The 14,937-nt window shown below is 39.8% G+C and carries 16 protein-coding genes; 7 read left to right on the plus strand and 9 right to left on the minus strand.

Translation table 11 applies throughout. The features are described 5' to 3' along the window. Nucleotides 1–11: 11 nt before the first annotated feature. Together LXL81_RS08775 and LXL81_RS08780 are read right to left on the minus strand one after the other, a co-directional pair. Nucleotides 12–857 (minus strand): ThuA domain-containing protein, encoded by an 846-nt coding sequence (locus LXL81_RS08775; protein WP_234646356.1) that lies wholly within the window; start codon nucleotides 855–857, stop codon nucleotides 12–14. A gap of 148 nt (nucleotides 858–1,005) precedes the next feature. Then, the gene (locus LXL81_RS08780; RefSeq protein ID WP_234646357.1) at nucleotides 1,006–1,911 is read right to left on the minus strand and encodes a CorA family divalent cation transporter; all 906 of its coding nucleotides are present in this window, start codon (nucleotides 1,909–1,911) and stop codon (nucleotides 1,006–1,008) included. A 197-nt stretch (nucleotides 1,912–2,108) separates the two neighbouring features. On the opposite strand from LXL81_RS08780, the gene adhP reads away from it, so the two are divergent. Together adhP and LXL81_RS08790 are read left to right on the plus strand one after the other, a co-directional pair. Continuing rightward, a complete protein-coding gene (gene adhP, locus LXL81_RS08785; protein WP_234646358.1) occupies nucleotides 2,109–3,143 on the plus strand; it encodes an alcohol dehydrogenase AdhP in 1,035 nt (344 codons plus the stop codon). A 196-nt stretch (nucleotides 3,144–3,339) separates the two neighbouring features. Next, a complete protein-coding gene (locus LXL81_RS08790) occupies nucleotides 3,340–3,948 on the plus strand; it encodes a 2,3-diphosphoglycerate-dependent phosphoglycerate mutase (RefSeq protein ID WP_234646359.1) in 609 nt (202 codons plus the stop codon). Between the two features lie 24 nt (nucleotides 3,949–3,972). Here the strand turns inward: LXL81_RS08790 and LXL81_RS08795 are convergent, their stop codons facing one another. Next, nucleotides 3,973–5,904, minus strand: a complete 1,932-nt coding sequence (locus LXL81_RS08795) for an AAA domain-containing protein (RefSeq protein WP_234646360.1) — start codon at nucleotides 5,902–5,904, stop codon at nucleotides 3,973–3,975. Nucleotides 5,905–6,090: 186 nt separating this feature from the next. Between LXL81_RS08795 and LXL81_RS08800 the strand changes: the two genes are divergently transcribed. The 3 genes from LXL81_RS08800 to LXL81_RS08810 all read left to right on the plus strand — a co-directional run bounded on the left by LXL81_RS08800 (nucleotide 6,091) and on the right by LXL81_RS08810 (nucleotide 8,380). Then, nucleotides 6,091–6,993 carry a helix-turn-helix transcriptional regulator gene (locus tag LXL81_RS08800; RefSeq protein ID WP_255713673.1) on the plus strand — a complete coding sequence of 301 codons (903 nt, stop codon included), beginning with the start codon at nucleotides 6,091–6,093 and terminating at the stop codon, nucleotides 6,991–6,993. Nucleotides 6,994–7,248: 255 nt separating this feature from the next. Further along, complete coding sequence (locus LXL81_RS08805; protein ID WP_234646361.1) at nucleotides 7,249–8,097, plus strand: oxidoreductase; 849 nt, start codon at nucleotides 7,249–7,251, stop codon at nucleotides 8,095–8,097. A 40-nt stretch (nucleotides 8,098–8,137) separates the two neighbouring features. Further along, on the plus strand, nucleotides 8,138–8,380 hold the full coding sequence (locus LXL81_RS08810; protein ID WP_234646362.1) for an Atu4866 domain-containing protein: 243 nt from the start codon (nucleotides 8,138–8,140) through the stop codon (nucleotides 8,378–8,380). 27 nt (nucleotides 8,381–8,407) lie between these two features. On the opposite strand, the gene LXL81_RS08815 is transcribed toward LXL81_RS08810, so the two are convergent. Together LXL81_RS08815 and cysC are read right to left on the minus strand one after the other, a co-directional pair. Beyond that, nucleotides 8,408–9,235 carry a hypothetical protein gene (locus LXL81_RS08815; RefSeq protein ID WP_234646363.1) on the minus strand — a complete coding sequence of 276 codons (828 nt, stop codon included), beginning with the start codon at nucleotides 9,233–9,235 and terminating at the stop codon, nucleotides 8,408–8,410. Continuing rightward, entirely contained in the window at nucleotides 9,225–9,812 is a 588-nt protein-coding gene (gene cysC, locus LXL81_RS08820; RefSeq protein WP_234646364.1) for an adenylyl-sulfate kinase, read from the minus strand. The genes LXL81_RS08815 and cysC overlap by 11 nt, the downstream gene beginning before the upstream one ends. A 419-nt stretch (nucleotides 9,813–10,231) precedes the next feature. Here cysC and LXL81_RS08825 point away from each other — a divergent pair, with 419 nt between their 5' ends. Next, nucleotides 10,232–11,554, plus strand: a complete 1,323-nt coding sequence (locus LXL81_RS08825) for an acetyl-CoA hydrolase/transferase family protein (protein ID WP_234646989.1) — start codon at nucleotides 10,232–10,234, stop codon at nucleotides 11,552–11,554. Nucleotides 11,555–11,644: 90 nt separating this feature from the next. On the opposite strand, the gene LXL81_RS08830 is transcribed toward LXL81_RS08825, so the two are convergent. Together LXL81_RS08830 and LXL81_RS08835 are read right to left on the minus strand one after the other, a co-directional pair. Further along, nucleotides 11,645–12,169 (minus strand): DUF4199 domain-containing protein, encoded by a 525-nt coding sequence (locus LXL81_RS08830; protein WP_234646365.1) that lies wholly within the window; start codon nucleotides 12,167–12,169, stop codon nucleotides 11,645–11,647. Between the two features lie 118 nt (nucleotides 12,170–12,287). After that, the gene (locus LXL81_RS08835; RefSeq protein ID WP_234646366.1) at nucleotides 12,288–12,764 is read right to left on the minus strand and encodes a response regulator transcription factor; all 477 of its coding nucleotides are present in this window, start codon (nucleotides 12,762–12,764) and stop codon (nucleotides 12,288–12,290) included. 111 nt (nucleotides 12,765–12,875) lie between these two features. Between LXL81_RS08835 and LXL81_RS08840 the strand changes: the two genes are divergently transcribed. Further along, entirely contained in the window at nucleotides 12,876–14,147 is a 1,272-nt protein-coding gene (locus LXL81_RS08840) for an esterase (RefSeq protein ID WP_234646367.1), read from the plus strand. Between the two features lies 1 nt (nucleotide 14,148). On the opposite strand, the gene LXL81_RS08845 is transcribed toward LXL81_RS08840, so the two are convergent. After that, nucleotides 14,149–14,457 carry a DUF3817 domain-containing protein gene (locus tag LXL81_RS08845; protein WP_234646990.1) on the minus strand — a complete coding sequence of 103 codons (309 nt, stop codon included), beginning with the start codon at nucleotides 14,455–14,457 and terminating at the stop codon, nucleotides 14,149–14,151. Between the two features lie 5 nt (nucleotides 14,458–14,462). Beyond that, a complete protein-coding gene (locus LXL81_RS08850) occupies nucleotides 14,463–14,927 on the minus strand; it encodes a hypothetical protein (RefSeq protein ID WP_234646368.1) in 465 nt (154 codons plus the stop codon). Nucleotides 14,928–14,937 lie beyond the last annotated feature (10 nt).

Below are 14,937 nucleotides of genomic sequence, written 5' to 3' on the forward strand. Positions count from 1 at the left end.
TCCGCATAATATTACTTTTTACCTGAACCCAGCCATAAAAGGCCATCAATAATCAACTGATTCTGTATTTTATTTGCGAAGGTGTAAGACAATGTTTTATTCGTTTTGTTTTCATAATCAATATCATTATGTCCCATATTCAGGTAAATCATTTTGTAATTTTTATTTGTCCAGACAACAGGATAATAACCACTGTGCCATATTTCATGCGGTTTTGGACCGGTTCCCAGCGGAAAACTGGTCGAATCTATTGAAACCAGTATTTTAATATCCGGATTTTTACGAAGGTCATTTTCCCAGCGATACCATTCATTTGGAGAAGATTTAAAGGTGGCCGGGAGATTTTTTGTGGCCGGATGTTTTTTGTCCTCAACCCGTAAAACAGCAGAGGTGGGCCGCCAGGTATTGCTCGCATATTGACCAGACCCCAAGAACTTTTCATGATACCAATCCCAATCCTGGTTAAAGGCCGAAGGTGTCAGAGCAAAGGCAGCGAAATGAAAACCCATCCACGCTCCTCCGTTTTCCATGTACTTCTGAAATGCGGCTCTTTGTTCATGCTTTTCCGGGCGGGTATCCAGAAAAAGTACTATCTGATATTTGGAAAGAAATTCCGCGTTCAGTTTGCTCCAATCTGTCGTGGAGTCGTAGGTGAAATTATATTTTGAGGCGATTTGCGGGAAGAATTTATTCGCTTCATGCATATAGCTGATATGCGCCTGATCATTTTTACCTGTGTAAAAAGCAATTACTTTAAATTTCGGTCTAGTTTTCTGAGCAAAAACGGGAAACAAAATGACAAGAAAAAAACTTAAACTTAGTACGGCTCTCGCCGCGCGTAGCGTAGAAAATGGCATGTTTAAAGAATATTTTTAAGGATCAGGATATTTTACTTACTGGAAAATCAAATATGATTTAACTTTTCCAAATTTACAATTTTCGCCTGTTTTTGAATAGTTCAACAAATATAAACGACATAAATTGATTGTATTCAAACTACCATTCTTACAACCATTCCCGCTTTTTGAACCAATAATAAATACACCCTGTGACAACCCCCATCAGGATCATCACACCCGGATACCCAAATCTCATTTTAAGTTCCGGCATAAATTCGAAGTTCATTCCATAAATTCCCACGATAAAAGTCAGGGGCATAAAAAAGACCGAAAAAATGGTCAGGACGCGGATAATTTCATTGGTACGCTGAGAAGACAGCGAAAAATAAATGGTCAATAAATGGTTTGTATTTTCAAAAAGCGTATCATAAATGTTATGCAGCTTTACGTAAAGATCACGTGTGTCGCGCGTGTATGTATTTCCTGGCTCGTTATCGATTTTATCTACGATTTCATTTGTCAAAATCAATATCCGTCTCGTAACGTCCACTTTTCTTTTCAAATAATATAACCCTTCCAAAAGAGACCGTTTTCTGTTTTTCAAAAACATATTTGTCTCAAAAAATTCAATTTCCCTGTTCAGATGTGACGCCTGACTATCAAACGTTGCCAGTCCGGTTTTTACAATTTCGTTTAAGATATGGTGCGCTGATTTACAATTATCTGACTTCATGTATTCATCTTTGATCTTTTCAGACTCAGGCCACGGTTTTTTATGAATTGTAATTATCCGTTCTTCCTTCATAAAAATGGCAACCTTATCCGTCAGTTCCCTGACAGTATCGGCCTGGTTTGCAACCTCACTGGTGTGCAAACGTAAAATGACGAATACATCGCCCTCCGTACCAACAATTTCGTATTTAGGAAGATGATCTGGCTGTAAACAGTCATTTACAGACGATTCGTGTAAATTGTACTTCTTTGCAATTTCATCTAATTCATCCTTATCCGGATCAGTTACGTCCAGCCACTCAAAAGGATAGTCGGACTTATCAGCAAATGTTTTGATCATATAATAGCTTCAATTTTTAATTACAATGATTGATTTCTTCGAAATCCTGTTATTCTGAAAACATACAACTTTTGTTCCAAGGCAGAAGAATATGCAAAACAAGGTCATAACCACAAATGACGCTGGTCATAAGAAGAAGGTTTAAGGAACCCGAACTTTACAATTCAATATGTAAAAAATCCTTAAATTTTTGCGTTATGTTGCCAAAGAAAATGAAAGCCGCCGTTGTCCGTGAATTTGGAAAACCGCTCCAAATTGAAGAAATGCCGGTAAAAGAACCCGGAAGAAATCAGATTTTGGTTAAAGTAATTGCCAGCGGTGTCTGTCATACGGATTTACACGCCACCGAAGGCGACTGGCCGGTAAAACCAAAAATGCCGCTTATTCCCGGACATGAAGGAATTGGATATGTTGTGGCACTCGGGCCGGATGTCAGTCAGGTTAGAGAAGGTGATATTGTGGGTGTTCCCTGGCTTTATAGTGCCTGCGGCTGCTGTGAATATTGTATTACCGGTTGGGAAACTTTATGCGATACCCAGCAAAACGGCGGATACAGTGTGGATGGAAGTTATGCCGAATACGTGATCGCCGATGCAAGATATGTGGCACATTTGCCTTCGAATACAAATATGATTGAGATGGCACCGATTCTTTGCGCGGGTGTTACGGTCTACAAAGGTTTGAAAGAAACAGAGACCAAGGCTGGTGAATGGGTTGCGATTTCCGGCATTGGCGGCCTGGGGCATCTGGCAGTGCAATATGCCAAAGCAATGGGTATGCATGTAGCTGCAATTGATATCAGTAAAGACAAACTGGATCTGGCAAAAGAGCTGGGCGCTGACCTGACAGTCAATGCTTTGGAACAGGATCCCGGCGAGTTTCTGAAAAAAGAAACCGGTGGTATGCATGGAGTTTTGGTTACAGCCGTCTCTCCTGTCGCGTTCAAACAGGGAATTTCGGTGCTGCGAAAAAAAGGAACAATTGCTTTGAACGGATTGCCTCCGGGAAGTTTTGATTTGCCGATTTTTGAAACAGTTTTAAACCGGTATACGGTAAGAGGTTCAATCGTTGGTACCCGGAAAGATCTTCAGGAAGCTGTTGAATTTGCTCTTGATGGCAAAGTGAAAGCCACCGTGCATACGGCCAGACTGGAAGATATCAATTCGGTTTTTGACAAAATGAAAGCGGGTAAAATAGATGGACGGGTTGTTATGACCATTGCTGATGCGTAAAATTCAGGTTCGCCTGATCATTTCGGGCGAACATATTTTTCATTATTTAAATCTGATTAAAAAAGAAAACAAACATCAAGCCGGAAATATGGAAGTCGGCCTTTTGCGTTACATTTACATAGGGCGTTTCATTAATTCGAAAAAGGTTTTAATGTGAATACTTTATAAATGACTTCTGTAACCTTAAAAATAGTTTATGCCGGATTTAATAATCGTCAGACACGGCCAGTCCGTCTATAATTTACAAAACAGATTTACGGGCAGCACCGACGTTGAACTAACTTCGACCGGTGAAATGGAAGCCAGAAATGCCGGCAGACTCATTAAAAAATATCCTCTTGACGAAGCTTATACTTCGGTTTTGGTCAGAGCTATTCATACACTCAATATTATACTTCAGGAAATTGACAAAACTACAATGCCTGTTACAAAAACAGCTGCATTCAACGAACGGAGTTACGGAGATTTGCAAGGCCTTGATAAACTTGAAATGACCAAAAAATATGGTGCAGCACAAGTACAGACATGGAGAAGAAGTTACGACGTAATACCTCCAAACGGAGAAAGTCTGAAAGATACTTACGATCGTGTTGTGCCGTATTATATCAAAGAAATAGAGCCTAAACTGAGAGTAAACAAAAACATTATTATTGTAGCGCACGGAAATAGTTTGCGCGCTCTGATGATGTATCTTGAAAAAATAAGCGAAACCAGGATTTCAGATGTTAATCTGGCTACCGGTGTCCCGAGGCTATATGAATTCGATTTAGGGTTAAGGCTTTCGAATGTTTCTTACATGCACTAACTTCTAAACAAAGAACTTGCTGCGTTATAAATCAGCAAATTCCCAGGCACTCTGATATGCGTCCAGCTTTTCTGCATAGGTTATGAAATCTGCGTAAAAAGGAAGTGAAGATAACGTTGCGCTATCTCCGATGACAACCAGTTTTTTTCTGGCGCGGGTCATAGCCACATTCATTCTCCGGATGTCTGAAAGAAATCCTATTTCGCCTTCCGCATTACTTCTGGTCATACTGATATAAACAACATCCCGCTCCTGCCCCTGAAAACTATCAATGGTATTGACAGAAATCTTATCTCCATATTTTTGAAGTTCAGGGCTATGGAGCAATTGTTCTTTCAAAATATAAATTTGCTGTTTGTACGGTGAGATAACAGCGATGGATGGAAAGTTTTCGGCGGTATACAGCAACTTCCCATCTGCTCCCGTCTTGGACACAATTTCTGCAACAAGCTGGCCAAGATGTTTGAATACAAAGGCCGCCTCTTCCGGATTTGTTGAGCTTGTTCCTTCCAGTTTTTCATCAAAACCACAACCAGCCGTATCAATAAAAGCCAGCGGAGCTGCTTCCGGAAATAATACATGATGCGCCACAGCAATACTGGCTTTCAGTTTTTCATGATAAAATATTTTTGAAGAATAACCCATAATCTGCTCATTCATACGGTACTGTTCTTCCAAAAGTGTCACAGATTCTGGATGTAAGGCCACGCATTTTTCGAGCAAAGTGGTTGCCAAACCTTTTTTAGCAGCTTCGTTTGATTTAAGGGTTGGCGAAAGCTGGCAATGATCACCAGCCAGAATAACTTTCTGTGCTTTTAAAATCGGTAGCCAGCAGGCCGGCTCCAAAGCCTGTCCGGCTTCATCAATGACAACAGTATTGTATTTCAAATTACGAACCGTGTAATGATTTGATCCGACAAGTGTCGCCGTAATTACCTGCGCTTTTGCTACCAGATCATCAATAATATACTGCTCGGATTTGCCAACATCCTTCATGATCCTGTGCGCTTCGTCAAATAGTGCTTTGCGCTGGTCACGTTCCGCTTTCCCAAAACTTCGCTTGTATTTATGAGCCATGTTTTTATACTCATTCGCTTGTTTTTTTAGCGTTTTCATTTCTTTCATACCCGGATGCGCAGACATTTTGCTATCCAGCGTCAGGGACATAAGTCGTTCAGAAACCCTTGCCGGATTGCCCACACGAAGCACATTTAAACCCTGGTCGGAAAGTTTTTCGCTCAAAAGATCAACGGCAGTATTACTGGGCGCAACAACCAGAATCTGCTTTTTTTCCCGTTTAATAAGCGCTTTTATCGCCTCAACCAATGTCGTTGTTTTGCCGGTACCGGGTGGTCCATGCACCACGGCCAGCTCATTTGCTGACAAAATCTTATTCACCGCAGCTTGCTGGGACGAATTTAATTTTGGGAAAGTATAAGGTGGAATTTCTGTATTAAAAGTTGGTTCTTTTTCTCCGGTAAGGATTTTCACCAGTCGTCCTTCATCCGATTTTTCATCAATGGCAGATGCGGTTTTAAGCGCATTTTGCATTTCATCATAACTGTTATCGTCGAAAAGTAAATCGATACCCAGTTTCCCGTCACGGGACCAATCCGGTAATTCGTCTGTACGAAGTGTGATTTTAAGCCGGTTGCCGTTTTGATGGGTTATCGTCCCTTCAACTTTATCTTTTTTGGGATCATGATTGGAAAACAAAACTGCCGGCATTCCAAATCTCAGCTGGTGAGAAATGTCCTGATGCGTTGTCCGCTCCACTTCAACCGTAACATAATCACCCCGGCTCATTTCCTGCCCGCGAATTGCAATCGGATACCAGGCAAGTCCATTTGCCCTGCGCTCAGAAACGGATGTTGATTCAGTAAGTTTAAGATAAGATTGACGATCTTCCTCCCTTTCTATTTTTAATAAATCAAGCAGCTTTTTAAAATATTCCATACCGCAAAGGTAAACAAACGGAAAAGTATTGAGGATGAATTTGCCACAACATGACTAAATTGTTTGAATTTCGCAATCTTCTGTTTGTTTTTAGTAATTTGTTTACCACGCTTGCTTTTACTTTTGTATCAATAAAATTGAAAATATATTTCAATCTAAAATTTGGCAATTACTTCCATTTCCGCCATGATAGCAAACACTGAATCGATTGAAGAATTTTACCGGGGGAAATTCAATTACCTGCCCGAAAACCTGCAACAGGAACTAGGCCATTTTAATGTTTTCCGTCTTGAAGATTGCATTAGTCACCCCGTGAAATATAGCCGTCGGGATTTCTACAAGATTAGTCTGGTCAGAGGAAAAAATGTTTATCACTATGCCGATAAAAGTGTAGAAATTGAGGGCAGCACCCTGATCTTTTTTAATCCACAAATACCATATACACTATTATCCGATAATCTTACCAAAGATATTACAGGTCATTTCTGCATTTTCAAGGAATTCTTTTTTACAGAAAAAATGAGAGGCGGCATTGGTGATCTTCCGATGTTCACGCCAGGCAACAAACCTTCCTACTCGCTAACACCAGAACAGGATGTCCATGTATCGCAAATATTTGAGAAAATGAGAACGGAACTGGATTCGGATTACCGGTTCAAATATGATCTGATCCGTAATTATGTAACGGAGCTGATTCATTATGCTTTAAAAATGGAGCCAACCGAAATGCTGTACCAACATGCTGATGCCAACACAAGAATTACGTCCATTTTTGCCGAATTATTGGAAAGACAGTTCCCTATCGAATCTCCATCACAGCGCTTCACCATGCGTTCTGCCCAGGATTATGCTGAAAAACTTTCGGTTCATGTCAATCATTTGAACCGGGCTTTAAAAGCCACGACCGGAAAAACTACATCGCATCATATCGCAGAAAGAATAACCAACGAAGCGAAAGCCTTACTAAAACATTCGAACTGGAACATTTCAGAAATTAGTTATTGCCTTGGATTCGAAGAAGCTGCGCATTTCAATAATTTCTTCAAAAAACAGACAGAAACCACGCCAACCGCTTTTCGCTCGATATAAAAGATCATAAGCCAATCTAAAATTGCCAGTTAGAATTATCTGACTGGCAATTTTTTGTTAAAACTTTTGAAATATTAATAATGGTGACTTTGTATAAAATTTATCGTTTTGCCTGTGTGCAAATTCAATTATTCATTTCAAACAAACGAATAATTACCAATTGTTTGAATTTCGTAATTATTGGTTTGGTGCCTGCAATGTCAGCCTTGATTTGCCCAATTACCTTTGTTTCATCAAATTAAAACATCGAAACAAATGGAAAATAAAAAAGTATGGTTTGTTACAGGCGCCTCAAAAGGTCTTGGACTTTCACTTGTAAAACAATTATTATCAGCCGGCTACAATGTTGCAGCAACATCCAGAACGGTAAACTCACTTAACAAAGCTGTTGGATCAGAAGAGTCAGAAAGTTTTCTTCCGCTCGAAGTCACCATTACCAACGAGCAAAGTGTGAAGGATGCAGTTTCAAAAACAATAGAAAAATTTGGATCAATTGACGTATTGGTAAATAACGCCGGTTACGGATTATTTGGCGCGTTAGAGGAATTAAGTGACGAAGAAACCCGTCAGAATTTCGATATTAATGTTTTTGGTTCACTTAATGTAATTCGTCAGACACTGCCTTACATGCGGGAAAAGCGTTCTGGAAAAATATTCAATATAGCATCTGTTGGAGGTTTCAGGGCCGATTTTCCTGGCGTAGGAATTTATTGTTCCACAAAGTTCGCAGTGGCAGGTTTTACAGAAGGCCTTGCATCGGAAGTTCAGGAATTAGGCATTTCTGCAACAGTTGTGTATCCTGGTTATTTCCGTACGGACTTTTTATCAAGTGATTCAATGGCTGCTCCAAAAAATTCGATTCAGGATTATGCAACTTCCCGTGCATCCATTGAAGCGCACGAAAAAGAAATCGCTGGAAATCAGCCGGGCGATCCTGAAAAAGCGGTCGCTGTTTTAATAAAAATCGCATCGGAAGAAAAACCGCCGGTTCACCTTTTCCTTGGAAAAGACGCTTATGAAATGGCCAATGGCAAAATTGAAATCATAACCAGCAATCTCGAAAAATACAAATCTTTAACGGTTTCGACAGATTTCGATTCCTGAGTTTATCGATTTTCTAACTATCAAACCAAATCATTATTTGATGGAAAATAAGGAATTTTATTTGGGCATGTGGGTCACAAAAGACGGCCACATCCGCCATGAATTATTACCCGGTAACCGATACGACGAAGCACGTAGAAACCGAAAAAGTGCATACCAGGGAAATTACAAAATCACTGGAAATCATATCGATTATAAGGACGACACCGGTTTTACGGCCGATGGAGATTTCAAAGATGGCATTTTGTACCATGCCGGAATGATATTATACAAAGAAATTTAAAGTGCATTTTACAAAAGAAAACCACGATTATGCCGTGGTTTTCTTTTGTAAAATATTTTCAATCTTTTCTGCTTCTGCAATCAGGGCTTTGTCAATAAAACGGCTCGTATTAATTTCCTTACTAATCAGCTTTGGTTTGTAAATTTCCTTAAAACAGACATAATTCAAATCGAAATTCCAGTGCTCGGTCAGCATCTTAAACACATCTTTATCTGACTGCAACAGTGCCCCGAAATTGACGACGGTATAATTGTCTTTTGATAACCGGGACATCGATTTTAGAATCTCCTTGTTGTATAAAATCCAGATTTTCAAAAAATTAGTTGCCCGCTCTTCACACAATTCCTCAATTCGCTTCTGAACTTCAAGCCTCTTTCGGTATTTTTTGAATAAACCCTTTATAACAATGTCATCAACCGGATATATCACTTTATATGTGCGACTTATTAATGAACTCACAGTCGATTTCCAATCCCTGAAAACCACCAGATAATAAGCCTCCGGCAGCAAGTCTTCATAATCCCTCAGAAACAGACAAGTCCGTGGATCTTTCCATCCCCATTCTTTAAATGAGCTGTTTTTCTTTGAAATAATATTTTGCAAAAACTCCTTTTCTTCAAGCACCAAGCCAGGCACCGGTGTTTCAGTAAAACCAGAATCCTCGATATTCTTATTTCTTAAAATCTGCTTTTGCGCTTCATAAAAATCTATGTCCTCATAATGCCCGTCGTCATTGCCAATTCCTGCACCCAAAAGATTTTCACCCACATTTAAACCGCAACGATATAACCACTGCGTTGTCAATGATGTACCAGACCGGTGCATTCCGGCAATAATCAGCGTTTTATTTTGCATAGGTTAAAGATTTGAGAAAAGATGGGTTGGTTTTCCTGGTTTGGGAATTCTGACAAGTGATATGTTTCATGATCAGATCAGTCAAGTCTCTTACACTTTCTACGATCGTTTTTTCTGATGTATTTATATAAAGATCCGGATGTCCAGGCCTTTCAAACATATCGTTGATTCCTGTAAGATTTCTTATTTTTTGCGGATCATCGTCAGCAAGTAGTGTTCTTTTGTATAAACCTTTGGTATCGCGCTGATACAAAACTTCAATGGGACAATCCAGAAAAATGGTTTTCACATTCGGATATTCCCGGACCAATTCGGCTCTGGTTTCCTCGTAAGGATTGATTACGCTCATAATGGCGACAATTCCCTGGGCTGAAAAACGGCTCGCAATAAATCCCAGTCTTTTGATATTTTCCTGTCTGTCGGCTTTTGTAAAACCAAGATCTTTGCAAAGTTTACTACGGTAAACATCTCCGTCAATGATCTCGGCCCGAATACCATTTTCAAGTAACCGCGTCTTCGTATTTTCTGCAAGGGTTGTCTTACCAACGCCTGATAAACCGCAAAATTGAATAATCATATGTCTGCTATTTTATTTCGGGATGTGCCAACAAAATTTAAAAGTATTTCCGAAAGTGTTTTATACTTCAAAAAGTTGTACAAAAATCGTGCAACGGAAATATTAACAATTTCATCATGTCTTTGCCAGTCAGTACTCATAAAAATAAGACGTTGTTGCACTGACGACAATTATGTCCAAAAATGTAACCAAAAATTACTTAAATCTAATATTCTGTTTGTCAGTAATATAGAAATATTCGCACCGGATTATTTCTTTACGACGCTGATCATAAACTGATTACGGTCATGTTTTAACCCAACTTCAGTCATTTCCTGCCGGACTCAAATAGGTGAATTTTACATCATAAAAATGGATTTCAAAATCGCTGTTCGATTCAGAAAACTTTGAAAAACGATATAAAATCACGAGCTATGAGCATGCCAACATACGTTTCAGCAGAAGAAGCGGTTAAACATATTAAATCAGGAAACAGGGTTTTTATTCATGGAAGTGCCGCAACACCGGTGCATCTTGTGGAGGCTTTGCAAAAACGTCACTGGGAGTTAAAAAATGTTGAATTTATTAGTATCACAACGTTGGGAGATGTGGATTTCAACAATCCGGTTCACCACAACAGCTTCTTTTTTAATTCACTTTTTGTGTCAGCGAACACGCGTTCCGTAGTCAATAGTGATTATGGAGATTATGTGCCGATCTTTTTAAGTCAAATTCCACAGTTAATCAAAAATGGGAAACTGCCGGTTGATGTGGCCTTAATTCAGGTTTCTCCGCCGGATGCACATGGTTTTTGCTCACTCGGCACGTCTGTCGATATTGCAAGAGCGGTGGTGGACACGGCCAAATATATTGTTGCCCAGGTCAATCCAAATATGCCCAGAACGCATGGCGACGGATTTGTGCATATCAGTAAAATCAACAATCTGGTTTGGCACGAATCATTATTGCCCGAAGTAGATTACTCTTTGAATGCGAAAAATGCAACAGTGGAAATCGGAAAAAATATTGCATCGCTTATCGAAGACGGGGCCACGTTGCAGGTTGGTATCGGTGCGATTCCTGACCAGGTTTTGAAAAATCTGAACCATCTCAAAAATCTGGGGTTGCATACCGAAATGTTGTCTGACGGGGTAATTCCTCTGATTGAAAGCGGGATTATTGATAACAGTCGCAAAAAACTGAACAGAGGAAAATCAGTAACGTCATTTATGGTTGGCACAAAAAAATTGTATGATTTTGTAAATGACAATCCGGCTATCCGGGTCATGGACATTGGTTATGTGAATGACACGAGCATTATCCGTCAGAATCAAAAAGTTACTGCCATTAATTCGGCACTGGAACTGGATTTAACAGGACAGGTTTGCGCCGATTCTTTGGGTACCTATCAATACTCCGGCATTGGCGGACAAATGGATTTCATTCATGGCGCATCGCTTTCAGAAGGTGGCAAACCGATTATAGCATTACCTTCCATAACGTCATCCGGAGCTTCCAGAATTGTTCCATTTTTGAAAGAAGGCGCAGGTGTGGTAACAACCAGAGGCCATATTCATTGGGTTGTGACGGAATTCGGAATTGTAGATTTGTTTGGAAAAAGCCTTAAACAACGTGCTAGGGCACTGATCAGTATTGCTCACCCAAACCATCGCGAAAATCTGGAACAGGCATTTTGTGAACGTTTCGGCAGTTATAATCGTCCGGCTATGACAGGTATTTCTGAAAGGGTTTTTCACGGGTAATTTTTTTTAACCGCAATGGGCACAATAGGATTACGCAATGGAAGCAATAGAATTTTGTCCATTGCGTAATTCATTTTAAATAGAAATAATTTACAAGCTGACTGTTTTTCTTTTTAAGATCAATGCGCAGATTAGTGAAACAATTAAGCCTACCGGAAGAATTTCGGTGTAAGTCAATAAGATAACAAAGAGCGGATTTTTATACATTTCCTTATATCCAGCCATTTCCGCAACTGTTTTGTTTATTTCCGCTGACGTTCCACCCTCCTCTTTTACATTTTTGATCATAGTTGCGGAATATTTTTCCAAAAAATCCGGGACAAAAAGATAATAATCAACCAGCCAGACGAGCACGTAAATTGTTGAAGCGATCAAAGAAATGAATAGGCCAATTTTGAAAGCTTCACCAAAAGTGACTGTGCCTCCGTTATGTTTGTCCCGGAAATTTCTTACGGCCACAAAGATCAAAGAGAAGGCAAGGATCATGGTTGCATAACCAATAACCATGCTGCCCTCAAAATTTCCGGATTGATAACAAAGGCTTGTTGAAGTAACCATCATGACAGCTACGATGGCTCCGGAAATTAGTCCGCACACAATAATGTTTCGTTTCATCTATTCAGTGAGTTTTGATATTTGACATGCCACAAAGGTGATAGGCTGCACAGTATTTTAAGTCATACTTTTGAGTGATTTTGGTTTCCAGACAACTTTATCATACCAAAGTATTACTTTATTTTCCAATGATATTCAGCCTTTTGGCTTTTTCCACAGCCTGTGTCCTGCTTTTCACATCCAGCTTACCAAACAGATTTGAAGAATGCGTTTTAATCGTATTAAGGGAAACAAATAATTGATCTGCAATTTCCTGATTGCTAAAACCTGCCGAAATAAGTTGTAACACTTCGAGTTCGCGACGGCTTATTCCAAGTTTTTCAATTGATTGATTATTTGGGTAAAACGTATCTTCTGAGTGAATAAACACTTCTTTTTCTACCACAACAGTTTTTGGCTTTGTCAGTTTAAGAGCCAGCCATATCCCTAAGCCTGTGAAAATCATGGCAATGGCACCAATATAAATTTCAAGAGAATGATTGATAATCACATAGCGCATTTCCAGCCATTTCAGCAAGAACAGCAGTATCGCCAGAGAAAGACCGTAACTGATTACCTGCTTATGTTTTGAAAAGAAATTCACAGCTACTTGCATCCCGTGTTTAATTTTATTTATCCAAAAATAAAATTATTTCGACGTTGCCAACACATATTTTCTTTAAATAATACTTCATTGTAAGAGAAAAATAAAACTTGTTCTGATTTAGTGAGTATCCCGTCTCTGGCACTTACTTTTTGCGATATACAATGTAAGTTCAATACTGAAAATGACCAGAAAATAGACGATAAAATGAACCTGCTGAAAACCTTTTCCATCTTTACCTTTACAATTTTTTCTACCTCCGCTATCACCTTTGCCCAACAGGCAAATGTAAACCTGGATTGGAATCCGCAGAAGAATACAGAGAATCTGGTTCCTTATGGCGGCAATGTTGTATCTCCCGATGTTAAGGATGATCATACCATAACTTTTCGACTGAAAGCACCAGATGCGCATGAGGTAAAACTTACCGGCGGCCCCATACTGCTGGCTCTGGGCGTAAAAGATCCGGTCCCTTTCAAAAAAGGAGATGACGGGATTTGGTCGCTCACTGTTGGTCCGGTTAAGCCAAATATCTATGTCTACCGTTTTCTGCTTGACGGAGTTGCTATTGTAGATCCAAATAATACGATCACCGGCGCATCGAATCAGCCTGGATATAGCAGTGTAGTGGTTCATGGAAACGGACCGGCTTATTATGACGCGAAAAATGTCGCGCATGGAAATATTACCAGAAGTATCTATCACTCTGACGTATTGAACGGAGAACGGGAAATCTTTGTCTACACGCCGCCAGGCTATGATCCAAAGAAAAAGTATCCGGTCCTATATTTATTAGGAGGAAGTGGCGAGCTGGCTTCGGGTTGGATGCTGGACGGACGCGCTAATTTTATTGCTGACAATCTTTTGGCAGAAAGCAGGATTGTACCAATGATTATTGCGATGCCCAATAACCAGGTTTTACACAGAAATGACCCGAATCACATAGAAAAAACTTATACTCTCTTTGAGAAAGAACTTCGATCGCAGATTGTTCCTTTTGTTGACAAAAATTACAGCACCATCAAAGATCGTAAGAGCAGAGCTATTTCCGGATTATCCATGGGCGGACGTCATACGCAAATTGTTGGTATGAATGATCTGGATCTTTTCAGTTCTTTTGGAATTTTAAGTGCCGGCGATCTGGAAACAGAAAAGTTGAATGCTGCTTTTTTCAATGATCCAAAAGTGAAGGAAAAAGTGGATTATCTCTTAATAGGGCACGGTAGTGCTGAAGTGGATTTTGTTGAAAAACGCTCAGCCGCAACCCACGAAGCCCTGGAAAAACATGGAATCAAACATGACTACTTCATTGGCGGCGATGGCGCGCATGACTGGGGAACGTGGCGGATGCTGCTGAATGATAAGTTGCTGCCTAATTTGTGGAAGAAGAAATAAATTATCTTTCCTCCATCCTGCTCAAAATCGTATAATCAACATAAAATGTACCGAAAGGAATAACACAGGCGAGCAAAACTTTCCAGGTTGTTTCCTTAAATTTCCAGTTGTATTCAACGCCAACACTGATGGTGTTTATTACAAAAAACAGAAACAAAAAACCATGAATCGGGCCCATGGTTTTAACTAATGATGGATCATGCCAGGCATATTTTAACGGAACCGCTATAAAAACCAGTACCAAAAGCGACAGTCCTTCCAGCAAAGCTACCAATCGTAACCTGCCAATTTTAGTTTTCAAAAACTTCATCATTATTAAAAAAGACGTAAATACGGCCGGTTGGCCAAAGGTGAAAATGGCCATGGAATAGCCAGAAAAATGATTAAAAGCGCAATCCCGAAATATATTACCATGGTTTTGAATTTGCTTTCATTGTTTTGCTGACGTTTGGCAATAGACGAACCGATTGTGATAAGAATAATAGAGATTGTCATCAATGTGATGTGGATCATGCCAAAGAACATGAAGTCAAAATGCTTGACCGCTTCGTGATAATTCGACCGAAAATAGGCGATAAACGGGCTATTGAAATACAACAAATACCCAAGCGTGAGCTGGACGTGAGAAATGGTCGCAGTCATGTGCCTGACGCGATCATCTCTTTTAGTAAATGACAATTTCCCGCTCCATCCGCGTACTCCTTTAAAAAGTGCGAACAATAAACTGACCAGAACAAGCCACCTGAATATCGAATGAAAAAATAGTAAATAAGTATACATCGGGCTCCAA

Source organism: Dyadobacter sp. CY356, assembly GCF_021440195.1.
GTDB lineage: Bacteria > Bacteroidota > Bacteroidia > Cytophagales > Spirosomataceae > Dyadobacter.